Origin of the sequence: Stenotrophomonas sp. TWI809 (assembly GCF_039673205.1) — a bacterium.
Classification (GTDB): domain Bacteria; phylum Pseudomonadota; class Gammaproteobacteria; order Xanthomonadales; family Xanthomonadaceae; genus Stenotrophomonas.
The window spans coordinates 48,314-70,971 of the sequence record NZ_JBDJLE010000022.1 but is presented as its reverse complement, the minus strand read 5'-3'; the positions used below and the strand labels follow the sequence as shown (position 1 = coordinate 70,971).

General features: G+C 67.4%; 22 protein-coding genes. 9 read left to right on the top strand and 13 right to left on the bottom strand.

The genetic code is table 11. From position 1 onward, the window contains the following. The first annotated feature begins 141 nt into the window (after window positions 1–141). A complete protein-coding gene (locus ABE472_RS15490) occupies window positions 142–597 on the top strand; it encodes a transposase (protein ID WP_346466566.1) in 456 nt (151 codons plus the stop codon). Between the two features lie 245 nt (window positions 598–842). Here ABE472_RS15490 and ABE472_RS15485 read toward each other — a convergent pair whose 3' ends face one another. The 3 genes from ABE472_RS15485 to ABE472_RS15475 are packed head-to-tail and all read right to left on the bottom strand — an operon-like array spanning window position 843 to window position 2,866. Then, the gene (locus ABE472_RS15485) at window positions 843–1,793 is read right to left on the bottom strand and encodes an aspartate carbamoyltransferase catalytic subunit (protein WP_313212143.1); all 951 of its coding nucleotides are present in this window, start codon (window positions 1,791–1,793) and stop codon (window positions 843–845) included. A gap of 16 nt (window positions 1,794–1,809) precedes the next feature. Continuing rightward, window positions 1,810–2,307, bottom strand: a complete 498-nt coding sequence (gene ruvX / locus ABE472_RS15480) for a Holliday junction resolvase RuvX (protein WP_346466565.1) — start codon at window positions 2,305–2,307, stop codon at window positions 1,810–1,812. Further along, a complete protein-coding gene (locus tag ABE472_RS15475) occupies window positions 2,300–2,866 on the bottom strand; it encodes a YqgE/AlgH family protein (protein WP_313212141.1) in 567 nt (188 codons plus the stop codon). Before ABE472_RS15475 ends, ruvX begins: the two co-directional genes overlap by 8 nt. A gap of 109 nt (window positions 2,867–2,975) precedes the next feature. Between ABE472_RS15475 and ABE472_RS15470 the strand changes: the two genes are divergently transcribed. Both ABE472_RS15470 and ABE472_RS15465 read left to right on the top strand, forming a co-directional pair. Further along, window positions 2,976–3,512 carry a DNA-3-methyladenine glycosylase I gene (locus ABE472_RS15470; RefSeq protein WP_313217443.1) on the top strand — a complete coding sequence of 179 codons (537 nt, stop codon included), beginning with the start codon at window positions 2,976–2,978 and terminating at the stop codon, window positions 3,510–3,512. Continuing rightward, window positions 3,509–4,648 carry a hypothetical protein gene (locus ABE472_RS15465; protein ID WP_313212139.1) on the top strand — a complete coding sequence of 380 codons (1,140 nt, stop codon included), beginning with the start codon at window positions 3,509–3,511 and terminating at the stop codon, window positions 4,646–4,648. The genes ABE472_RS15470 and ABE472_RS15465 overlap by 4 nt, the downstream gene beginning before the upstream one ends. A gap of 6 nt (window positions 4,649–4,654) precedes the next feature. Here the strand turns inward: ABE472_RS15465 and ABE472_RS15460 are convergent, their stop codons facing one another. Next, window positions 4,655–5,362, bottom strand: coding sequence for a YitT family protein (locus ABE472_RS15460; RefSeq protein ID WP_179460934.1), 708 nt, complete (start codon window positions 5,360–5,362; stop codon window positions 4,655–4,657). Window positions 5,363–5,548: 186 nt separating this feature from the next. Between ABE472_RS15460 and ABE472_RS15455 the strand changes: the two genes are divergently transcribed. After that, the gene (locus ABE472_RS15455; RefSeq protein ID WP_346463547.1) at window positions 5,549–6,370 is read left to right on the top strand and encodes an alpha/beta hydrolase; all 822 of its coding nucleotides are present in this window, start codon (window positions 5,549–5,551) and stop codon (window positions 6,368–6,370) included. 87 nt (window positions 6,371–6,457) lie between these two features. Here the strand turns inward: ABE472_RS15455 and ABE472_RS15450 are convergent, their stop codons facing one another. The 3 genes from ABE472_RS15450 to ABE472_RS15440 all read right to left on the bottom strand — a co-directional run bounded on the left by ABE472_RS15450 (window position 6,458) and on the right by ABE472_RS15440 (window position 10,069). Continuing rightward, entirely contained in the window at window positions 6,458–7,441 is a 984-nt protein-coding gene (locus ABE472_RS15450; protein ID WP_346463549.1) for an aldo/keto reductase, read from the bottom strand. A 372-nt stretch (window positions 7,442–7,813) separates the two neighbouring features. Next, window positions 7,814–8,953: a PilT/PilU family type 4a pilus ATPase gene (locus ABE472_RS15445; RefSeq protein ID WP_313212136.1), complete on the bottom strand. Its 1,140-nt coding sequence runs from the start codon at window positions 8,951–8,953 to the stop codon at window positions 7,814–7,816. 78 nt (window positions 8,954–9,031) lie between these two features. Beyond that, window positions 9,032–10,069: a type IV pilus twitching motility protein PilT gene (locus ABE472_RS15440; protein ID WP_019185385.1), complete on the bottom strand. Its 1,038-nt coding sequence runs from the start codon at window positions 10,067–10,069 to the stop codon at window positions 9,032–9,034. 108 nt (window positions 10,070–10,177) lie between these two features. Here ABE472_RS15440 and ABE472_RS15435 point away from each other — a divergent pair, with 108 nt between their 5' ends. Genes ABE472_RS15435 through ABE472_RS15425 form a run of 3 tightly spaced genes read left to right on the top strand, consistent with a single transcriptional unit; the run spans window position 10,178 to window position 12,369 of the window. Then, window positions 10,178–10,858 carry a YggS family pyridoxal phosphate-dependent enzyme gene (locus ABE472_RS15435; RefSeq protein WP_346463550.1) on the top strand — a complete coding sequence of 227 codons (681 nt, stop codon included), beginning with the start codon at window positions 10,178–10,180 and terminating at the stop codon, window positions 10,856–10,858. 27 nt (window positions 10,859–10,885) lie between these two features. Next, window positions 10,886–11,707, top strand: a complete 822-nt coding sequence (proC, locus tag ABE472_RS15430; protein WP_313212133.1) for a pyrroline-5-carboxylate reductase — start codon at window positions 10,886–10,888, stop codon at window positions 11,705–11,707. 59 nt (window positions 11,708–11,766) lie between these two features. Then, on the top strand, window positions 11,767–12,369 hold the full coding sequence (locus ABE472_RS15425; protein WP_346466564.1) for a short chain dehydrogenase: 603 nt from the start codon (window positions 11,767–11,769) through the stop codon (window positions 12,367–12,369). A gap of 25 nt (window positions 12,370–12,394) precedes the next feature. Here the strand turns inward: ABE472_RS15425 and soxR are convergent, their stop codons facing one another. Next, window positions 12,395–12,829: a redox-sensitive transcriptional activator SoxR gene (gene soxR / locus ABE472_RS15420; protein ID WP_176990998.1), complete on the bottom strand. Its 435-nt coding sequence runs from the start codon at window positions 12,827–12,829 to the stop codon at window positions 12,395–12,397. Window positions 12,830–12,920: 91 nt separating this feature from the next. Between soxR and ABE472_RS15415 the strand changes: the two genes are divergently transcribed. After that, window positions 12,921–14,294: an MFS transporter gene (locus ABE472_RS15415; protein ID WP_346466563.1), complete on the top strand. Its 1,374-nt coding sequence runs from the start codon at window positions 12,921–12,923 to the stop codon at window positions 14,292–14,294. Between the two features lie 25 nt (window positions 14,295–14,319). Here the strand turns inward: ABE472_RS15415 and ABE472_RS15410 are convergent, their stop codons facing one another. Together ABE472_RS15410 and ABE472_RS15405 are read right to left on the bottom strand one after the other, a co-directional pair. Beyond that, window positions 14,320–16,227 (bottom strand): alpha/beta hydrolase, encoded by a 1,908-nt coding sequence (locus tag ABE472_RS15410; RefSeq protein ID WP_313212146.1) that lies wholly within the window; start codon window positions 16,225–16,227, stop codon window positions 14,320–14,322. Between the two features lie 38 nt (window positions 16,228–16,265). Beyond that, window positions 16,266–17,243, bottom strand: a complete 978-nt coding sequence (locus ABE472_RS15405) for a DUF4105 domain-containing protein (protein WP_313212145.1) — start codon at window positions 17,241–17,243, stop codon at window positions 16,266–16,268. A gap of 209 nt (window positions 17,244–17,452) precedes the next feature. Here ABE472_RS15405 and ABE472_RS15400 point away from each other — a divergent pair, with 209 nt between their 5' ends. Beyond that, window positions 17,453–17,863, top strand: a complete 411-nt coding sequence (locus ABE472_RS15400) for a GFA family protein (RefSeq protein ID WP_346466562.1) — start codon at window positions 17,453–17,455, stop codon at window positions 17,861–17,863. Here ABE472_RS15400 and ABE472_RS15395 read toward each other — a convergent pair. The 3 genes from ABE472_RS15395 to ABE472_RS15385 form a co-directional block, all read right to left on the bottom strand. Continuing rightward, window positions 17,860–18,078, bottom strand: coding sequence for a hypothetical protein (locus ABE472_RS15395; RefSeq protein ID WP_143592064.1), 219 nt, complete (start codon window positions 18,076–18,078; stop codon window positions 17,860–17,862). The genes ABE472_RS15400 and ABE472_RS15395 overlap by 4 nt on opposite strands. Before the next feature lie 112 nt (window positions 18,079–18,190). Further along, window positions 18,191–21,304: an efflux RND transporter permease subunit gene (locus ABE472_RS15390; protein WP_346463557.1), complete on the bottom strand. Its 3,114-nt coding sequence runs from the start codon at window positions 21,302–21,304 to the stop codon at window positions 18,191–18,193. Window positions 21,305–21,311: 7 nt separating this feature from the next. Continuing rightward, window positions 21,312–22,517 (bottom strand): efflux RND transporter periplasmic adaptor subunit, encoded by a 1,206-nt coding sequence (locus tag ABE472_RS15385; protein ID WP_346463559.1) that lies wholly within the window; start codon window positions 22,515–22,517, stop codon window positions 21,312–21,314. Window positions 22,518–22,658 lie beyond the last annotated feature (141 nt).

Here is a 22,658-nt window from a genome sequence, read left to right as displayed (position 1 = left end):
GCTCTGCAGCAAACCGTCATCGATCGCCCGCGCTTCGTGAAGCCGGCCAGCGGCCGGCACTACCTTATTTGGCTTTTTTCGCCATAACGGTCTGCGCCGTTGGCCGATACCAGGGGGCTGCGGGATCACTCACGATGCGCCATGAGTTCTTCTCGACTACGCGTGGGGCGCTGTTCGATTCCAGGGCAGACCTACGTCCTGACCATGGTCTGCCATAACCGCAAGCGCTGGTTTGTCGATCCCGACGTCTGCGCAATTGCCATGTCGCACCTGAAGGAAATGGACGAACGTGGATACGTACGATCCCTTGCCTGGGTGGTCATGCCCGACCATCTGCACTGGATGGTGGAACTGGAAACGAAGCCACTGGCCGATATCGCTCGACGCTTCAAATCATCGACTGCGTTGGCGATCAATCGATCTGAGGGTCGTGGTGGTGCGTTGTGGCAAGCCGGTTACCACGATCACGCCGTGCGTTCCGACGAGTCGCTGCATCGGCATGCGCTGTACATCCTCGGCAATCCGATCCGTGCAGGTCTGTCAGGGCAGATCGGAGACTACCCGTACGCATGGACCCTTTGGCCAGATGACCGGTAGTGCCGGCCACTGGGCGGCTGCCGATGCATGCTGCAGAGCCGGCCAGCGGCCGGCACTACCCAGCGCGCTGAGGGAATTTCTGCGGAGCCGGCCAGCGGCCGGCACTACCCTGTGCGCTGGGGGGAATTTCTGCGGAGCCGGCCAGCGGCCGGCACTACCCTGCGCGCTGGCGGAATTTCTGCGGAGCCGGCCAGCGGCCGGCACTACCGGTCATGGGTTCGCATGCGGTTCGATACCCTTGACGCTCACCCCAGCAACGTCTCCAACACCGCCATGCGCACGGCGACGCCGTTGGCGACCTGGCGCAGTACCCACGACTGCGGGCCGTCGGCCACCTCGTCGGTCACTTCCACGCCGCGGTTGATCGGGCCCGGGTGCAACACGGCGGCGTCGGTGCCGGCACGCTTCAAGCGCGCGGCATCCAGGCCGTACTGCGCGTGGTACTGCTCCAGCGAGGGCACCAGGCCTTCTTCCATGCGCTCGCGCTGCAGGCGCAGCATCATCAACGCATCGGCGCCTTCCAGCATGGCGTCGAAATCATCGCCAACGATGCAGCCCTTGAGGGTGTCATCGTCCGGCAACAGCGACTGCGGGCCGCACACGCGGATCTCGCCGACGCCCAGCGTGCGCAGGGCATGCAGGTCGGTGCGGGCCACGCGCGAGTGCTTCACGTCGCCGACGATGATCACCTTCATTTTCGAGAAATCGCTGCCCTTGGCCTGGCGCAGGGTCAGCATGTCCAGCAGGCCCTGCGTCGGGTGCGAGCTGCGGCCGTCACCGGCGTTCACCAGGGCGGTACCCTCGCCCGCCACCGCGGCCAGCGCCGCCACCGCGCCATCATCGGGATGCCGCACCACGAAGCCGCGCACGCCCATGGCTTCCAGGTTCTTCAGCGTGTCACAGGCGGTCTCGCCCTTGCGGGTGGAGGACGTGGAGGCGTCGAAGTTCAGCACGTCCGCGCCCAGCCGCTGCGCGGCCAGCTGGAACGAGCTGCGGGTGCGCGTGGACGGTTCGAAGAACAGCGTGCAGACCGCCGAGCCACCGAGCACATGACGCTTGTTGCCGACCCGGCCGACAGCCGCGTCGCGGATCTGGCCGGCGCGGTCGAGCAGCTGCAGCAGGGTTTCGCGGGGCAGACCCTCCAGGGTCAGCAGGTGGCGCAGGCGTCCATCGGAATCGAGTTGCGAGGCGGTCATGGGCAGGGTCTGAGGGTCAGGAAACGGGGGTGGCGTCATCCGGGCAGGAGAGCCAGCGTTCGATGATCACCGCCGCGGCCACTGCATCGAGTGCAGCGGCATCGCGACGGCGTTTGCGGCCTTCGGCGCGCTCGACCGCGAACCGGCGTGCCGCCTCGACCGAGCTGGAACGCTCGTCGACCAGCACCACCGGCAGTTTGAAACGTTCCCGCAGCTGGCGGGCAAAGCCCTGCGCACGCTTGCGGCTGGGCTGGTCCTGGCCGTCCAGGGTCAGCGGATCGCCGACCACCAGGCCGTCCGGCCGCCACTCTTTGATCAGGCGCACCACCGCGGTCCAGTCCGGGCCATGGCCGTGGACATCGACCACCGCGATCGCCCGCGCATGGGTGCCGAACGAGCTGCCGATGGCCACGCCGATGCGGCGCGAACCGACGTCGAAGCCGAGCACCGTGCCATCACGGCGGATGGTTGGCGGCGTGGCCGCAGCAGGCGCTGGCGTGGCCGGCTCAGACATGGCCGCTGTAATCGGTGAGGCGGAACAGGTCCACGCCGATACGTGCCGCCGCACCTTGCCAACGCTGTTCGAACGGCGTGTTGAACAACAGCTCGGCGTCGGCCGGCACGGCCAGCCAGCTGTTCTCGGCCAGCTCGGATTCCAGCTGCCCTTCGCTCCAGCCGGCGCAGCCCAGGGTGACCAGCGCATTGCGCGGGCCCTCGCCACGGGCCATGGCTTCAAGGATGTCGCGCGAGGTGGTGAGGAACACGCCCTCGCCCACGGCCAGGCTGGAATCCCAGTTGCGCGCATCGTCATGGATCACGAAGCCGCGCTCGGGATGCACCGGGCCGCCGTTGAGCACGATCTGGCCAGGCAGGGTGTCACTGGTGGTGGTGATTTCCATCTGGGCCAGCACCTCGCCGAGGGTGTACTCGGAGGGCTGGTTGACCAGCACGCCCATCGCGCCGTTCTCGTCGTGCTGGCAGATCAGCGCCACGGTACGGGCAAAGGTGGGGTCGGTCAGCGACGGCAGCGCGACCAGCAGGTGGTGGGCAAGCGAAGTAGACAGTTCAGACATGGCCCCATTCTAGCCGCTGGCCGTGATGTGCGCTTTCGCGCTGACATAATGCAGGCCTGCGTGCGTGCCCCGGCCCGTGCGCCTGATCCGCCATCGCAAGGAGCTGCACGTGTCCGGTTACTGCCTCATCGCCCCCGGCCATCCGGTCCACGGCCACTACCATGACCACGAGTACGGCTTCCCGCAGCGTGAGGAGCGCGAACTGTTCGAGCGCCTGATCCTGGAGATCAACCAGGCCGGCCTGAGCTGGGAGACCATCCTGAAGAAGCGCGAGGGCTTCCGTGCGGCCTACGATGGTTTCGACGTGGACACGGTGGCCGCCTATGGCGAGCGTGAGATCGAGCGCCTGCTCAACGATGCCCGCATCATCCGCAACCGGCTCAAGGTGCACGCAGCGGTCCACAACGCCCAGGTGATCCAGCAGCTGCGGGCCAGCCACGGCAGTTTCGTCGGCTGGCTGGATGCCCACCATCCGCTGGACAAGGCCGGCTGGGTGAAGCTGTTCAAGAAGACCTTCCGCTTCACCGGCGGGGAGATCACCGGCGAGTTCCTGATGAGCCTGGGCTACCTGCCCGGCGCGCACGCCCCGGACTGCCCGGTGTTCAAGCGCATCGACACGCTCAAGCCGGCCTGGCGCCAGAAGTGACGCACCCCGTCGTGCGGGCTGCGCTGCTCGCTGCCCTGAGCCTGCCCCCGCTGGCTGCCGCAAGCGACCTGGACGGCGTGCTGGAGCGCCTGCGCGCGGAGATCGCCGCGGTGCCGGTCGACGACCCGGCCCCGATCGATACCGTGCTGGCCCGCTACCGCGACGAAACCGGCATCGACCTGCAGATCCCGGTGGCCGGCGACAGCGATGCGCCGCTGCCCGCGCTGGTGCGCCCGGCCAACATCACCCCGGCCGATTGGGACGCGGTGACCCGCTACCTGCGCGGGACCGATGCCCAGCACAGCGTGCCGGTGGAGATGGGCGAGCTGTCGCTCTCCCTGCTCGATCTGGATGGCGACGGCCAGCGTGACCTGGTGCAGAGCGCCTACAGCGGCGGGACCGGCCTGTACACGCAGGTGGACATGCTGCGGCGGGATCCGCAGCGCGGCTTCGTGGTGCCGGACAGCCTGGACCCGCAGCGCCCTTGGGCACAGGGCCAATACGGCCTCAGCGGGCGTGGCAGCGATCAGGGCCTGTACTGGCTGCGTATCGACGGGGTCAGCTACATCGCCTACCGCGATGGCGACTACTACGGCGATACCCTGCTGCTGAACCGGCCGTTGTCGGCCGACCCACGCGAACGCAGCCCGACGACCCGGTTGAAGGTGCGCTACGGCCGCGAGCATCGGCTGGCCGATCCGGTGATGCATGTCGACGGCGAACCGCTGGATGCGTCCGCCACGGCGATCGCAGCGGACCGGCGCCTGCTCAGGCACATCGAGCGCCTGCTGGCCGCGCTGACCGTTGATGGCGACGGCGTCGCGCATTTCGGCGATGAGCAGGGACGCTGCCCGGTCCCGGCCGGCACCGATCCCGGTGAGACAGACCTCTGGCCGTGGCGCGGCGCGGGGAGCTATACCTTCGATACCGCCGCCGACACCGTGATCCGCTCGGGGAAGCAGTGCTACAGCGCCACGCTCATCGCCCTGCGCAGCAGCTATGCCGGCGACCATGCCCTGTGCTGCCAGCTGTGGCTGTACCGCGGCCCGGGTGAACAGGCGGCCGCATTGGACCTGCGCAGCCGCCGCTGGGTCTCCGGCGTGACCGTCGTTGCGGTGCCACCACAGGGCGAGTAACGGGCGTCAGACGCCCATGTAGCGGCCCGGGCGGTGGTTGAACATCAGCACCAGGCTGAGCACCACCGCGCCAATCGCCGAGTACATCACCTTGGACGGGGACAGCACCGAGAACGCCACGCACATCAGCAGTGTGTCGAACGACATCTGCACCTTGCCGGCGCTCCAGCCGCGGGTGCGCTGCAGGTACACGGCCAGGATGCCGATGCCGCCCAGGCTGGCCCGGTGGCGGATGTAGAACAGGATGCCCAGACCCGCCAGTGCGCCACCGACGATCGCCGAGTACAGCGAGCTCATGTGGGCGAAATCGGCCCAGCGCGGCAGCAGGTCGGTCAGCACGCCGCAGGCGGTAACCGCCGCGAAGGTCTTCAGGGTGAATTCCCAGCCCATGCGGCGCACGGCCACCCAATAGAACGGCAGGTTGACCAGCACGAATACCAGGCCGAAGTTCCAGCCGAAGGCGTAGTGGGCCAGAAACGCCAGCCCGGCCATGCCGCCGATCATCAGCCCACCCTTGGCGAAGATCGCCAGGCCGAGCGAGGCGACCAGGGTCGCCAGGACCATGCCCTGCACGTCTTCGGCCACGGAATGGCGCAGGGCTTTCTCGTCGGCCACGGTGCCGGCGCTGTCCGGTGGCGGGGTCAGCGGGCCTGCGGTGACCAGGTGGCCGTCAGCGTCGTCGCACGGCGCGGGGCCATGGGAATCAAGGGACATGGGGGTGGGGGTGTGACGTGGGGAGCGGTATTAGACACGATCGGCGTGACAGATGTTGGGGAGATTGATTCAGCTGCGCCAGGGTCGCGAAATCGACATCCCCCTTTCATCCCGCCTGAACACCCTGTAGACGCAGCATGCACGGGTACCCCGCTGCGCCCCTCCCTCCCTCAGGAGTTCCGTGCCATGCCCTACGTCACCACCGCCGACAAGACCGAGATCTTCTACAAAGACTGGGGCAAGGGTCAGCCCCTCGTGTTCCATCACGGCTGGCCGCTCAGCGCCGATGACTGGGATACCCAACTGCAGTTCTTCCTGCTGCAGGGCTACCGCGTGATCGCGCACGACCGCCGCGGGCATGGCCGCTCCTCGCAGACCAGCGGCGGGCATGAGATGGACACCTACGCCGCCGACGTCAACGCGCTGGCCGATCACCTGGACCTGCGCGATGCGATCCACATCGGGCATTCCACCGGCGGTGGCGAAGTCGCGCACTATGTGGCGCAGGCCAAACCCGGGCGCGTGGCCAAGGCCGTGCTGATCGGTGCGGTGCCGCCGATCATGGTCAAGAGCGAGGCCAACCCGGGCGGCACGCCGAAAGAGGTTTTCGATGGCTTCCGCCAGGCACTGGTCGCGGGTCGTGCGGCGTTCTACCGCGACGTGCCGATTCCCTTCTACGGCTTCAACCGCGAGGGCACGCCGCCACAGCAGGGCATCGTCGACAACTGGTGGCGGCAGGGCATGATGGGCGCGATCAACGCGCACTACGACTGCATCAAGGCCTTCTCGGAAACCGACTTCACCGAAGACCTGAAGAAGATCGACGTGCCGGTGCTGGTGATGCACGGCGACGACGACCAGATCGTGCCGATCGCCGATTCAGCAGAGCTGGCGATCAAGCTGCTCAGGCACGGCACGTTGAAGGTCTACAAGGGCTATCCGCACGGGATGTGTACGACGCATGCGGACGTGATCAACGCGGATCTGTTGGCGTTCATTCGCGGGTGAGGCGCGTGCCGACCGACGGTCGGCACCTACCCGACATGCGTGGGACGGGTAGCGCACGACCGTTGGTCGTGCACCCCGTCGCCCCGCTCAGCGCGCGACCAGCTTCTGCCGCTCGGCGTTGTAGCGATCCCCGACGATGGCGATGCTGTCCAGCGCCTCGCCGATCTGCTGCATGTCCGCATTACTCAACACGACGGCCGCCGCGCCAAGATTCTCGGTCAGGCGATGCGGCTTGGTGGTACCAGGAATCGGCACGATCCACGGCTTGCGCGCCAGCAGCCACGCCAAGGCGACCTGTGCCGGCGTTGCGCCCTTCTCGGCGGCAATCGCGCTGATGCGGTCCACCAGCGCCTGGTTGGCTTGCCGCGCCTCCGCGGCAAACCGCGGCACGCTGTTGCGGAAGTCATCGGCCGCAAACTGCGTATCCACGTTGATCGCACCGGTCAGGAAGCCCTTGCCGAGCGGGCTGAACGGCACGAAGCCGATCCCCAACTCTTCCAACACCGGCAGCACGGCCTGTTCCGGCTCGCGCCACCACAGGGAATACTCGCTCTGCAGCGCCGCCACCGGCTGCACAGCGTGCGCGCGGCGGATGATGTCGACACCGGCTTCGGACAACCCGAAGTGCTTCACCTTGCCCTCGGCGATCAGGTCCTTGACCGTGCCGGCCACGTCCTCGATCGGCACGTTCGGGTCCACCCGGTGCTGGTAGAACAGATCGATGCGGTCGGTCTTCAGCCGCGCCAGGCTGGCCTCGGCCACCGCGCGGATACGCTCGGGGCGACTGTCCAGACCGGCGTCGGCATGGCCACCCTTGAAGCCGAACTTGGTGGCGATCACCAGCTGGTCGCGGAACGGCGCGAGCGCCTCGCCCAGCAGTTCCTCGTTGAAGAAGGGGCCATAGGCTTCGGCGGTATCAAAGAAGGTGACGCCCTGCTCGACCGCAGCGCGCAACAGCGCGATCGCCTCGGTACGGTCGGTGGCCGGGCCATAGCCGTAGCTCAGCCCCATGCAGCCCAGGCCGAGGGCGGAAACCCGCAGGCCGCTGCGGCCCAGTTCACGTGTCTGCATGGTGCTGCTCCTGCCGGTGGGACCGGCGTCATGGGGGAGTGCCACGATAGCCCTGTCGGCGGCGGAGATTGGATGGTGTGGGGTACGTTCGGTCATGAGCGTGGCTAATCAATCGAGGCATGAAGCAGATACGCATCATCCCGGCAGCGCGTAGGTGACCTTTTTATCCTTGATCGATACCCATCGCCGCTGCTGCAGCTGTTGGATCAACGCTGCGCGCTGGAAGCCGCCGGCGCGCGGTACGGATCGTGCATGTCCATATGCCCATCACCTGATACGTTGATACCGGCAAGGTGCCGGCGCCCCTTCACCCCGGTTGCCCGGGACGGCGCGACCATCCCAGCGCCGCGCCGCCTGTTGAAGCCCGCTGTGTCAGCGGACTTCCGAAATCTCCACCCCGTCCAGCCCCTGCGACAGCGTGCGTGCATCGCCACCCTGCGACAGCTTGATGCGCAGGCGTACTTCGTTCTGCGAATCCGCATAACGCAGCGCGTCTTCGTAACTGATCTCGCCGGCCTGGTACAGCTCGAACAGACTCTGATCGAAGGTCCGCATGCCCAGCTGCACGGAGTCCTTCATCACTTCCTTGAGCTTGTGGATCTCGCCATCGCGGATGTAATCCTGCACCAGCGGCGTGCCGAGCATGATCTCCATCGCGACCTTGCGCGACTTGCCATCCGGCGAGGGAATCAGCTGCTGGGCGACCACGCCCTTGAGGTTCAGCGAGAGATCCATCAGCAACTGGTTGCGGCGGTCTTCCGGGAAGAAGTTGATGATGCGGTCCATCGCCTGGTTGGCGTTGTTGGCGTGCAACGTGCACAGCACCAGGTGGCCGGTCTCAGCGAAGGCGATGGCGTGATCCATGCCCTCGCGGGTGCGCACCTCGCCGATCATGATCACGTCCGGTGCCTGGCGCAGGGTGTTCTTCAGCGCCGCTTCCCAGCTGTCGGTATCGATGCCCACTTCGCGCTGGGTGATGATGCAGCCCTCGTGCTTGTGAACGAATTCGATCGGGTCTTCGATGGTGATGATGTGCCCGGTCGAGTTGTGGTTGCGGTAGCCGATCATCGCCGCCAGCGAGGTCGATTTGCCGGTGCCGGTCGCGCCGACGAACAGGATGATGCCGCGCTTGGTCATCGCCAGCGTCTTGATGATCGGCGGCAGGCTCAGCTCTTCCACGGTGGGAATGCGCGTCTCGATCCGGCGCAGCACCATGCCGACCTGGTTGCGCTGGTAGAAGCAGCTCACGCGGAAGCGGCCGACACCGGACAGGCCGATGGCGAAGTTGCACTCGTGGGTCTTTTCGAACTCTTCGCGCTGTGCCGGCGTCATCACGTTCAACACCAGGTCGCGGCTCTGCTGCGGCGTCAGCGGTGTCTGGGTGATCGGCGAGATCTTGCCGTTGACCTTGATCGCCGGCGGCATGCCCGCGGTGATGAACAGGTCCGACGCCTTCTGGTGCGCCATCAGCTTGAGGAACGAGGTGAAGTCGATGGTGGTGGTGGTGTTCATTGCGGTGTGCTCCGAAGATTGCCGGGAGCCGGCCAACGGCCGGCGGTGCAGGAAGCCGGGCAGCGCCCGGCTCTACCATCATTCGAAGATGCGCTTGTCCTTGGCGTACTCGCGCGCCTGGTTGCGGGTGATCAGGCTGCGCTTGACCAGATCCTGCAGGTGCTGGTCCAGGGTCATCATGCCCATCTGCTGGCCGGTCTGGATCGCCGAGTACATCTGCGCGACCTTGTCCTCGCGGATCAGGTTGCGGATGGCCGGGGTGCCGACCATGATTTCCCAGGCGGCGGTACGCCCACCCCCCACCTTCTTCAGCAGCGCCTGCGAGATCACCGCGCGCAGCGACTCGGACAGCATCGAGCGCACCATCGGCTTTTCGCCGGCGGGGAACACGTCGATGATGCGATCGATGGTCTTGGCGGCCGAGCTGGTGTGCAGCGTGCCGAACACCAGGTGGCCGGTTTCCGCCGCGGTCAGCGCCAGACGGATCGTTTCCAGATCGCGCAGTTCGCCGACCAGGATGATGTCCGGATCCTCACGCAGGGCCGAACGCAGCGCTTCGTTGAAGCCGTGCGTGTCGCGATGCACTTCGCGCTGGTTGATCAGGCACTTCTGCGAGGTGTGCACGAATTCGATCGGATCCTCGACGGTGAGGATGTGGCCGTATTCGTTCTTGTTGATGTGGTCGATCATCGCCGCCAGCGTGGTCGACTTGCCCGAACCGGTCGGGCCGGTGACCAGGATCAGGCCCTGCGGCTGGTCAATCAGCTCGCGGAAGATCGGCGGGCAGGCCAGGTCTTCCAGCGTGAGCACCTCGGAGGGAATGGTACGGAACACCGCACCTGCGCCGCGGTTCTGATTGAAGGCATTGACTCGGAAGCGCGCCAGCGAGGGAATCTCGAACGAGAAATCGACCTCGAGGAATTCTTCGTAATCGCGGCGCTGCTTGTCCGACATGATGTCGTACACCAGCGCGTGGACCTGCTTGTGGTCCAGGGCCGGAATATTGATGCGACGGACATCGCCGTCGACGCGGATCATCGGCGGCAGGCCGGCCGACAGATGAAGATCCGACGCTTTGTTCTTTACAGAAAACGCCAACAGCTCGGCGATATCCATGCGCTGCTACTCCCCATGACTGCTGCGACTGGAAGGTTCTTTCCCCGGGCGGCAGTATAGAGCGAGATGTGCACAATACGCGCCAGCCCCTGATCCACCGGACCCGCCGTGACCGCCCAAGCCCTGCCGACCCTCCTGACGAACCTGCACAACGCGGCCGCTGCCGCCGGGCGGCCAGATCCGCGCCTGCTGGCGGTCTCCAAGACGCAGCCGGCCGAGGCCGTGCAGGCCCTGGCCGCGCAGGGCCAGCGAGCCTTCGGGGAGAACTACGTGCAGGAGGCGGTGGCCAAGATCGAGGCGCTGGCGCCGCTGGGCCTGGAGTGGCACCTGATCGGTAATCTGCAGTCCAACAAGGCCGAGCTGGCTGCCCGCCATTTCGACTGGGTGCAGAGCGTGGACCGCCTCAAGCTGGTCACCGCACTGGCCACGCACCGCCCGGTCGGCCAGCCGCCGCTGAACGTGCTGATCCAGGTCAACATCGATGACGAGGAGAGCAAGCACGGCTGCGCGCCGGAAGACATCGACACGCTCGCGGCCGCCATCGCTGCGGCGCCGCAGCTGCGCCTGCGCGGGCTGATGGCGATCCCGGCGCCTTGGCCCGATCCCGAGCGTCGCCAGGCCGCCTTCACCCGGATGGCCGCGCTGTTTGCCACGCTGGCGGCAGCGCATCCGCAGGTGGATACGCTGTCGATGGGGATGAGCAGCGATTACCCTGAGGCCATCGCCCATGGCGCCACCCTGGTCCGCATCGGCACCGCGCTGTTCGGCGCACGCCCGCGACCGGCCTGAGCGCCCCGCCCGTTCCAAGGAGAGTTCATGAGCACGTCCCCCATCACCTTCATCGGCGGCGGCAACATGGCCCGCAGCCTGATCGCCGGCCTGGTCCGCCAGGGCGTGGCCCCGGCCAGCCTCCATGTGGCCGAGCCGGTGACCGAACTGCGTGAGCAGCTGACCGCCGAATTCGGCATCAAGACCTACGCCAGCGCGAGCGAAGCCGCCGCGCAGGGCACGGTCTGGGTGCTGGCAGTCAAACCGCAGGTGCTGCGTGATGTCTGTGCCTCGCTGACCGATATCGCCCAAGGCAAGCAGCCGCTGGTGGTCTCCATCGCGGCCGGCATCACCAGCGGCCAGCTGGACCGTTGGCTGGGCGGTGGCATGGCGGTGGTCCGCGCGATGCCCAACACGCCGGCCCTGCTCGGCGCGGGCGTGACCGGGCTGTTCGCCACCGCCACGGTCAGCGCCGCGCAGCGCGCGCAGGCCGACACCGTGCTGGCCAGCGCCGGCCGCACCGTGTGGATCGATGACGAAGCGCGCATGGACGCCGTCACCGCCGTCTCCGGCAGTGGCCCGGCCTATGTGTTCCTGCTGGCCGAAGCGATGGAAGCGGCCGGCATCGCCCAGGGTCTGCCGGCCGAAGCGGCCCGCACCCTGGTGGTGCAGACGCTGCTCGGTGCCTCGCGCATGCTCGATGAATCCGGCGAAGCCCCGGCCGAGCTGCGTCGTCGGGTAACCTCACCGAACGGCACCACCCAGGCCGCGATCGAGAGCTTCCAGTCCGACGGCTTTGAAACCATGGTCGCGCGCGCGATCGACGCGGCGACGACGCGTGGGCAGGCATTGTCGGCGGCGAATGATTGACGACCAGGCGCAGCCACGCACGGCGTGGCGTTACCCCTACGTTTACGGGAGACATGCACATGAAGATCCTGCTTGTCGGTGCCAGCGGCACCTTGGGCCAGGCCGTCGCCAGCACGTTGGGCGCCCACCATGAGGTTATCCGCGCCGGCCGTCATGGTGGCGATGCGCAGGTCGATCTGACCGACGATGCCAGCGTGCAGGCGCTGTTCGCGAAGGTGGGCAAGGTCGATGCCGTGATCGCGACCACCGGCCGGGTCCACTTCGGTCCGCTGGCGCAGATGCGGCCGGCCGACTTCAACCTCGGCCTGCAGGACAAGCTGCTCGGCCAGGTGCGGCTGAGCCTGGCCGCCCAGCATCACCTGAACACCGGCGGCTCGATCACCCTGACCAGCGGCATCATCAGCGCCCAGCCGATCCGCGATGGCGCCAATGCCACGGCAGCCAACGCCGCACTGGAAGGTTTCGTGCGCGCCGCCGCCTGCGAGTTGCTGCCGCGGGGGCTGCGCATCAACGCCGTGAGCCCGAATTTGCTGGCCGAATCGATGGACGACTACGGCGCGTACTTCCCGGGCTTTGAACCGGTGACGGCGCAACGCGCGTCGCTGGCCTACCAGCGCAGCGTGGAAGGCATCCAGAGCGGGCAGGTGTTCACCGTCTGGTGAGGGCGGTGCAGGCCAGCGGCCGGCACTACTCCCAGCGGCGGGGGCCGTCGCCCTGATCACCGAGCGTGTCGCCGGGGTTGGTCAGGCGGCAGCGTTTCAACGAGAGGCAGCCGCAGCCGATGCAGTCGGTGAGCTGGTCGCGCAGCAGCAGCAACTGCTCGATGCGCTGGTCCAGCTCGCTGCGCCACAACGCCGACATCTTCGCCCACTCGGCCTTGGTCGGCGTCTTGTTCTCCGGCAGCGCCGCAAATGCGGTCGCGACCGCCTCCAGCGGCATCCCGACCCGTTGGGCCACACGGATCACCGCCAACCGGCGCAGCACATCGCGGGCGAAGCGGCGCTGGTTGCCGGCGGTGCGCAGGCTGCGGATCAGCCCCTTGCGCTCATAGAAATGCAACGCCGAGACGGCCACCCCGCTCCGTTTGGCGACCTCGCCCACACTCAGTTCCTGCGCGATCACTGCTTGACCTCAACCATGGTTCAGGTGGCATCCTGCGCGCCGCTGGGGGTGCACTGCAAGCCCGGCGCTCCTCCCGATGTCTGGAACCCGCATGTCCGCTGAAGTTTCCTCTCCGCCCGCCACCGTCCCGGTGGAGGACACGCCGATCCCCTCGATCCTGTCGCCGGCCTACCGGGCGACCACGATCGGCATGGTCGCGCTGGTCTCGCTGCATGGCTTCGAGGCGTTGGCCGTGGCCGCCGCGATGCCCACCGTGGCCCATGACCTGGATGGGCTGCGCCTGTACGCGCTGGCGTTCGGCGGCACCCTGGCCACCAGCGTGATCGGGATGACGCTGTCCGGGCGCTGGAGCGACCAGCAGGGCCCGGCGCGCCCGCTGTGGCTGGGCCTGGCGTGCTTCATCGCCGGCCTGCTGGTCGCCGGCTTTGCCCAGCAGATGCCGGTGCTGGTGCTTGGGCGCCTGATGCAGGGGCTGGGGGCCGGCGCGATTTCCGTGGCGCTGTATGTGCTGGTCGGGCGGTCGTTCCCCGAGCCGATGCGGCCACGCGTGTTCGCCGCCTTCTCCGCCGGCTGGGTGGTGCCTTCGCTGATCGGCCCCAGCATCAGCGGCCTGATCGTGCAGCACCTGGGCTGGCGCTGGGTGTTTCTGATCGTGCCGCTGCTGGCGATTCCGGCGGCGTTGCTGCTGCGCCCCGCCCTGCGCCAGATCGGCGTGGTGGCCGCGGGCAGCACCGGCCGCAACGTCGTGCCCTGGGCCGTGGGTGCCTCCCTCGGCGCGCTCATGCTGTATATCGGCGGCCAGCAGCAGGGATGGCTCGCGCCAGCGCTGCTGGCACCGGCCCTGGCCGTGCTGGCACTGTGCAGTTGGAAGCTCCTGCCTACCGGCACGTTGACCCTGCGCCGCGGCCTGCCCAGCGTGATCGCGCTGCGTGGGATCGCGGCGTCCGCGTTTTTCGGTTGCGAAGCCTTCCTGCCCTTGCTGCTGCAGCGCGAGCGCGGCTTGACCCCGCTGTTGGCGGGCGTGGCACTGAGCCTGGGCGCGTTGGGTTGGTTTGCCGGCTCGTGGCTGCAGGGCCACCAGCAGCGCGGCTGGTCACGCCGGCAGTTGCTGCAGTCCGGCGCGCTGTTGATGTGCGTGGGCATCCTGGCCACGTCGCTGGCGATCCAGCCGGGCATGCCGCTGTGGTCGGCGATGGTGGGCTGGGTGCTGACCGGGCTGGGCATGGGACTGATCTATCCCAGCCTGTCGGTGCTCACGTTGTCGCTGTCAGCGCCGGCCCACCAGGGCGCCAACACCTCCGCCCTGCAGCTCAGCGAAGCCCTGGGCGTGGCGACCACGCTGGCCGTGTCCGGCTCGTTGTTCGCGCTGTTCCTGGAGGGCCGGGAAGCCCTGGGCTACCTGCTGACCTTCGCGATCATGCTGGTGCTGGCGATGCTCAGCGTGGCGGTGGCGCGGCGGATCTGAGCGCGGTGGCGTGGCGCGCGCATCCTCACGGATGCGTGTCGCCGACCTCTTTCAGGTCCTCTCGCAGGATGCGGCGGATCTCCAGCACGGCCTGCGGGGTCTCCTGCACGCTGTGCCCGGAGATGATCACCTTCTCCGATACCGCCCCCTCCAGATGCGCGCTCCAGTACGGCACCAGGCCATCGTCGGACTGCAGCAACGGCACCTCCGGTTTGCGCTGGGCGATGATCGAGTGGTACTTCAGCCCCGGTGTGATCGGCAGCGCGCCAGCGGCCTTCACGAACGGATCGCTGGCCTTGAGGTTGTCGATGCTGTTGGGAATCTGCAGCTTGGTGGTGCTGTTGGCCGATTCGGATTCCTGCAGGGTCAGGAACACATCCTCGAACTTGCCCAGGATGGTGATCGGCAACCGCACCAGCCGGCCGATCAGGCGCCCCAGCCGGTTGCCCGCGATGTCCGTGCCTTTGTGCGGCGCGGCGATGAAAATCACCCGCTCCACGTTCGGCTCGGCGGTGAAGTGCAGCAGCGGGCCGAGCTTGGCCTCGACGCGCTTCAGGCGCTCGCCCTTCAGATCGTAGTTGGCCAGCAGATCGTTCCACAGCACATCGCCGGAGGAGGTCACCAGCAGGCGTGCAAGCACGCCGCCCATGCTGTGGCCGATGAACACCATGTCCTTGGCGGCCGGCGTGCTGCCGGTCGGATCGAAGTGCTTGAGCGTATTGTTGAAGGCCTGGTTGATCTCGTAGCGGTTCAGCGCGATCGGGGCGTTGGTCGGGTAGTACACCTGCCAGACCTGGAAATGCCGGCGCAGCTCGGGATCGCCCATGATCTCGTTGGCCACGTTGACCCAGGCTTCCGGGCTGCTGCCCAGGCCATGCAGCATGAAGATGATGCGGCGATTCGGGTCCCACGGCTGCATCAGGTACATGTGCGGCGCGCCGATGCCTTCGCTCAGGCCGAACAGCGTGCGCAGCGACTGCGTGGCAAAGCCGGACTGGGCCAGCCACAAGCCGTAGGCTGCGGTGAAGTTGCCCGCCAGCGGAACCTTCTCACCGTGCAGGTCCACGCTCTCGGTGGACTCGGGCGAGTACACATCAAACAGCACCTGGGTGGTATCGAGCACCTGCTGCAGATTGTCGCCCTTGAAGCGCAGCAGGGCGGTGGCGTTGATCGCGGACATCTCGCTGTACTGCGGAATCTCCGCCTTCCCGCCGTCGGCCGGTGCGACCAGCTTGGGTGGGTCCATGATCACCACCAGCTCGGCGCCGAAGCCATCGCGGCGATAGGTGCTGCGCAGCCCGGCAAAACTCACCGCCGAGGCGGACACCATCCGGGTCGGGATGCTCTGCATGCGCAGCTCATCGAAATCAGAGGTCAGCGTCCAGCGCTCCCCGGCCACGGCAGCGTTGTAATCCTCGCCTTCCAGCGCGCTCTCGCGGCTGCGCTTGAACACCACTGATGCGGTCTGCTCGGCGGCGTAGTTGTAGTAATCGCGTACCTGCGTCTGGCGATCCTCGAAGGCGCGGTCTGAAGGCGTGCGCCCGCTGAAGAACAGGTACGCATACGCATACCGCGCCGCTTCCAGCCACGCATCCAGGGCGGCGTCGGACATCGGCGTCTTTTCGCGGTCCTTGGGCTTGGGGGTCAGCGCCAACGCGGTCTTCACCCACAGCTCGGACTGCGCTGAAAGGCGCTGTTCCTCGGGCAGGACATCGGTCTCTTCCAGCGTCTTCTGGCAGCTGGCCACGTCCTTTTCGCACTGCGCCACGTCCATCCCGATCACGCTCAGCGTTTCCTGCGAGGCAGCGCTGAGCTTGCCCGAGGTCAGCACGTCGCCGCGCTTGTTGGCGAGGTATTCGGTCGGGGCCACCTGCTTCATGGTGACCATCGCACAGCCACTGGACAGCAGCAGCGAGAGCACCACGGCCAGCATCGGCAAGGCGCGGTGCGGCAACAGCTTCAATGCGGAACTCATGGAACGCTTCCCTGCCCTGTCCCCGGGACGTCCCGGCGGATCACCTGTGAAAAATCATCGTTTGCATTGCTCGCCCGCGCACGGTCGGTAATCCGCCCGCGTGCCTTCAGCGTCTCGAACGGTACCCCCGGCGTGAGCACCCCCAGATCGCGCGCGTATTCGGCGAAGTAGCCCGAGGCCAGCAGCCGGTAGTCCATCGGCAGGCCAGGCGCGATCTGCTTGGCCAGTTCGTACACGATGGTCGTGCAGTTGCTGGTCAGCGTGTTGTAGAACGCCGGCGCGGCATCGAGCTTGCGGGCCTCGCCGAGGTAGGACACGAACAGCGCCTTGAGCTGCTCCTGGGTCATGCCGTGCAGGCGGTACAGATAGACATCTTCGCCCCGCGCATTGGTGCGCGTGCGCACGATGTCGGTTTCCTCCGAAGCGACCAGGGTCATCTCGAACTTGCGGAAGAACCCGCCCAGCGCGGAGAACGACTCGCCGCGCTCCTTGCGGATCTCCAGCGAGAACACCAGGTAGCGACCGTCGTCGAAGCCGAAGGAAATCAGCGTATGCGCGATCGCCGGGCCCATCCAGTAGGACATGATCAGATCGGCCGAGCGCAGCTGGTCCAGGTTGTACTCGCGGCGTACCCAGCGCGCGTCGTAGTCGGTCTCGCTGCGCCAGGTGAAATCACGCACGTTGTCGAGCACCACACGCGGGCCATCCACCTCGACCACCTTCAGCCGCTGGGCGACATCATCGGCCCAGACGCGATCCTGACGCGGGGTGAGCAGCAGCCACCAGACGCCCGAGAGCACCAGCGCCACGCCGTACAGCACGCCCGGCCAGCGCCCGGCGCGCGCACGCGCCACCCCGATCGCACCGGTGACGGCAAATAGCGCCCACAGGCCGACCAGCAGATACCGCACCCAGCCCGGACCCGGCAGCTGGTAGGCCAGCAAACCGGTGATCCACAGCGCCGCCAGCAGCATCAGCAACGCCAGCCCCCATCGTCCTGCCTTCTTCACGCATCGATCCGTCGTCTATCCGGGGCGCTAGTTAGCCATAACCCCTGTGTGCGCTGCATGTCGAGCCTGTTCAGCTTCGGACCGGCGTTCACCCCGGACCCGGCACCACATGGCGTCGCCTGCCCACCCGATCGCATACTTGGCCACCAACGGCTACCCGGGAAGCGCCCCTCATGCAGGGATTGACCACCATCGGCGGCGTGCCGATCCAGCGCCACCATCTGCTGCGCTGCCACTGCGGCGCCGTCGTCCTGCGCCTGCACCTGCCCGACGGCGTGGTCGCGCCCCGGCGTTGCGACTGCTCCATATGCCGCCGCCGCGGCGCGATCGTGGCCTCGGTGAAACTGGCGGATCTGGAGATCGTGCAGGGCCATGACGAACTGCGGCTGTATCAGTTCAACACGCACGTCGCCCGCCACCACTTCTGCGGCGTGTGCGGCATCTACACGCACCATCAGCGACGTTCTTCACCGGAGGAATATGGCTACAACGTCGGCTGCCTGGACGGTGTCAATCCGTTCGATATCGGCGAGGTGCCGGTGAATGACGGGGTCAACCACCCCGCCGATGCCAACCGCGCTTAGCGACGGCCCGGGCCGATCTTCTGCCACGGGGCCATGCCCTTGCGCCCATGCAGCAGCGGGCGCTTGAGCGGCAGCCGGCGCGGCATCGGGATGCCCACCCCGGGCGCGGCCGTATCGTCCTGGCGCAGTGACTCGGCACGCTGGCCGACCAGCAGGGCCGCCACTTCTTCCAACCCGTTTCGCATGGTCCGAGCGACCGTCTGCAGGGGATTCATGGCGTGTCTCCAAGCGGTGTGGGGACGATCTACGCTAATGGCGCACCGGCATTGAAACCGTGAACGGAATGGGTCAACAAGATGAAATCGGGGGTCCGGAGGGCATCTCCGTTCAGTGTTTTGCCACCGGATCGGGGCGGGCCTTGCCCAGGCGCCGCACCAGCACGAAGAACAGTGGCACCAGCAGGATCGCCAGCAGCGTGCCGGAAAGCATGCCGCCGATCACGCTGACACCGATCTCGCGCCGGCTCACCGCGCCAGCGCCGGTCGCCAGGGCCAGCGGGATCACGCCAGCCACGAAGGCCAGCGAGGTCATCACGATCGGCCGCAGGCGCAGGCGCGCGCCCTTCAGTGCCGCCTCCACCGCCGAGCTGCCCGCGCGGTACTCAGCCTCGGCGAACTCCACGATCAGGATCGCGTTCTTGGCCGATAGACCGATCGTGGTCAGCAGCCCCACCTGGAAGTAGATGTCGTTGACGAAGCCCGCCGCGGTGGTGGCGATCACCGTGCCGATCACGCCCAGCGGGATCACCAGCATCACCGCCACGGGCACCGTCCAGCTCTCATAGAGCGCGGCCAGGCACAGGAAGATGAAGGCGATGGAGGCCGCGTACAGCCACAGCGTCTGGTTGCTGGACAGCTGCTCCTGGTAGGACAGCCCACTCCACTGCAGCGCAAAGCCGGGCTGCTCGGCCACCAGCGTCTGCATGGTCTGCATCGCTTCGCCCGAGCTGCGCCCTTCGGCGGCACTGCCCTGGATCTGCATCGCCGGCAGACCATTGAAGCGCTGCTGCAGCTGCGGCCCACGTGACCAGTGGCTGCTGGCGAAACTGGCGAACGAGGCCATCTGCCCGTTGCTGCCGCGCACATACCACTGGCCGATGTCGTCGGGCACGCTGCGGTAGGGCTGGTCGCCCTGCACGTACACGCGCTTGACCCGGCCGCGGTCGAGGAAGTCGTTGACGTAGGTGCCGCCCCATGCCGAGGACAGCGTTGAATTGATGTCGGCCTGGGCCAGGCCCAGCGCACTGGCCTGCGCCTGATCGATGTCCAGATGCAGCTCGGCCTTGTCGCCGAGGCCATTCAACCGCACCGAGGTGAGCCGGTCGTCATCGCTGGCAGCCTGCACCACCTTTGCCTGGGCGGCCTGCAGCGCCGGCCGGCCGGCGGCGCTGTTGTCCTGCAGCCACAATTCGAACCCGCTGGACTGTCCCAACCCGCGCACCGCCGGCGGCGCCAGCACGTTGACCTTCGCATCGGGCAGATTGCGGAAATGCGCGTTGGCGCGGGCGATGATCGCCCCGGCGCTGTGCCTGGCATCGCGTTCGGACCACGGCTTGAGCGCCATGAACCCCTGCCCCGCGTTCTGCCCGGTGCCGGCGTTGTTGCGGCCGACCACCACGAACACCACGTCCAGGCTGTCCTTCTCGTGCTCCATGAAATAGCGACTGATCTGCTCGCCCAACGCCTCGGTGCGCGCCATCGGCGTGCCTTCCGGGGTGGAGAACTGGAAGGTCACCTGGCCCTGATCCTCCACCGGCAGGAAGCCGGTCGGCATCCGTGCATACAACGCGACCACCCCCACCACCAGCAGCACGTAGAAGGCCATCCAGCGACGCGGGTGCGCCACGATGCCGCCCAGCTTGCCGCGGTAGCCGTTCTGGCTGCGCTCCACGCCGCGGTTGAACCAGGCGAAGAAGCGGCCCGGTGGCGTCTGCGCGCTCGATGGCTTGAGCAGGGTCGCGCACAACGCCGGGGTGAGCGTCAGCGCGACCAGTGCCGACAGCGCCATCGCCGAGGCGATCGTGATCGAGAACTGCCGGTAGATGATGCCGGTGGAGCCGCCGAACAAGGCCATCGGCAGGAACACCGCGCCGAGCACCACGGTGATGCCGACCAGCGCACCGGTGATCTCGCCCATCGATTTCTCGGTCGCCTCGCGCGGCGGCAGGTGCTCCTCATGGATGATGCGTTCGACGTTCTCCACCACCACGATCGCATCATCCACCAACAAGCCGATCGCCAGCACCATCGCGAACAGGGTGAGCGTGTTGATGGTGAAGCCAGCCACCGCCAGCACGCCGAACGTGCCCAGCAACACCACCGGCACGGTGATCGCCGGGATCAGCGTCGCACGCAGGTTCTGCAGGAACAGGAACATCACCACCACGACCAGCACGATCGCCTCGATCAGGGTGTGGATGACCCCCTCGATGGAGACCCGCACGAACGGCGTGCTGTCGCGTGGGTAGGCCACTTCCAGCCCGGGCGGGAAGCTCGGGCGCAACCGCTCGATCTCGGCGCGCACCGCATCGGCGGTCTCCAGCGCGTTGGCACCGGAGGCCAGCGTCACCGAGAAGCCTGCTGCGGGATAGCCGTTGAGGAAGCTGCTGGTCTGGTAGTTTTCCGCGCCGATTTCCACCCGCGCGACATCGCTCAGGTGCACGGCCGCGCCGCTGGGCAGGGTGCGCAGGATGATCGCGCGGAACTGCTCGGCGGTCTGCAGCCGCGACTGCGCGGTGACGGTGGCGTTGAGCGCCTGCGCCGGCCCGGTTGGCAACGCGCCCAGCTCACCGGCGGTGACCTGGGTGTTCTGCGCCTGGATCGCGGTGCGCACATCCGAGGGCATCAGATCGAACGCGCGCAGCTTGTGCGGGTCCAGCCAGATGCGCATCGCATAGGGCGAACCGAACACGTTGATTTCGCCCACGCCGGGAATGCGGCTGATCGGGTCCTGCACATTGCTGACCAGGAAATCGGAGACGTCCACCCGTTCCATGCGCCGGTGGGTGTCATACAGCGACACCACCATCAGCGAATCACCCTGCGATTTGGCCACGGTGACGCCCTGCTGCTGTACTTCCTGCGGCAGCCGGTTGATCGCCTGGTTGACGCTGTTCTGCACCTGCACCTGGGCAATGTCCGGGTTGGCGCGCTGGTCGAAGGTGACCGTGATCCGCGCCTGGCCCGAAGACGAACTGGTGGAGGAGAAATACAGCAGGTGGTCGATGCCCTTGATCTGCTGCTCGATCACCTGGGTGACGCTGTCTTCCACCGTCTGTGCCGAGGCACCGGTGTAGTTGGCGGTGATGTTGACCTGCGGTGGCGCGATGTCCGGGTACTGCTCCACCGGCAACTGGGTCACCGCGATGGTGCCCAGCGCCATGATGCAGATGGCCAGGACCCAGGCGAAGACCGGGCGGTGGATGAAGAAGCGCGGCAGCATCGGCGGCTCAGCCCTCGCCGGCCGGCGCGGCGGCGGGCACCGTGGCCGGTGCGGCTTCGCCCGCGGGCTTGATCCGTACCGTGGCGCCTTCGCTCAGCCCCTGGCGGCCACTGAGCACGACCTGCTCACCGGCCCGCAGACCCTCGAGCACCAGCCACTGGTCACCCACCGCGCGCGCCGTCCCGAAGGTGCGTTGATGCACGCGTCCGTCCGCGCCCACCACCCACGCCAGCGCCTCGCCCTTCGGGCTGCGGTCCACGGCGGCCTGCGGCACCAGCAGCGCCTGCTGCTGCGTACCCTGGCCGACCTGGGCGCGCACGTACATGCCGGGCAGCAGCTGGCCCTGTGGATTCGGAAACTGTGCCCGCAGGGTGATGCTGCCGGTTTCCTGGTCCACATCGATGTCGGCGAATTCCAGCGTGCCGGTCAGGGCGTAGTCGGTGCCATCGGAGAGCTTGAGCTGCACCGGCGCGGTGGTCGCCTCCACGCCGCCGTCGGCGATCGCGCGGCGCAGCGCGAGATACTCGTTGCTGGACTGGGTGATATCCACGTTCATCGGATCCACCTGCTGGATGCGCGCCAGCGGCTCGGCCTGGCCGTTGGTCACCAGCGCGCCCGGGGTGAACAGCGCGCGGCCGATCCGCCCGCTGATCGGCGCGGTCACCCGCGCAAAGCCCAGGTTGGTGCGTGCGGTATCGCGCACCGCCTGCGCCGCCTGCACCGCCGCCTCGGCCTGCTGGTGGGTGGCCACCGCATCATCCACGTCCTGCTGCGCCGCCAGTTGACCGACACCGAGCTGCTGCATGCGCTTCGCACGCAACCCCGCCGCCACCGCACTGGCCTCGGCCGTGCGCAGGTTGGCCTGCGCTTCGTTCACCGAGGCCTGGTACAGCGCCGGTTCGATCTGGAACAGCGGCTGTCCGGCCTTCACCATCTCGCCCTGCTCGAACAACCGCGCCTGCAATACCCCGGACACCTGCGGGCGTACATCCGATTCCTGAGAGGCCACCGTGCGTCCGGGCAATTCCTGGGCCAGCGCCAGCGATTGCGCCTGCAGGGTCAGCACCGTCACCTCCGGCGCCGGTCCCTTTGCCTTGGGCGCTTCCTTGCTGCAGGCGGCCAGCCCCAACGCCACGGCCAGCCCCAGCAGCGGCAGGCGCCAAGGGCCGGACAACAGGCCGGGGGCCGGGGAGGACGGGAGCGGATCGGTCATGGGGGACGGTATTCCAGGCGTGAACGGGGCACATGGCCCCGGGCGGCAGGGCCACTGCTCGGGGCGAATATAGGAGAAGCGGGGCGAGGATCCGGCGAAAACCGCATGAAACATTTTTCATTTGCAGTCCCTCCGGGGGGT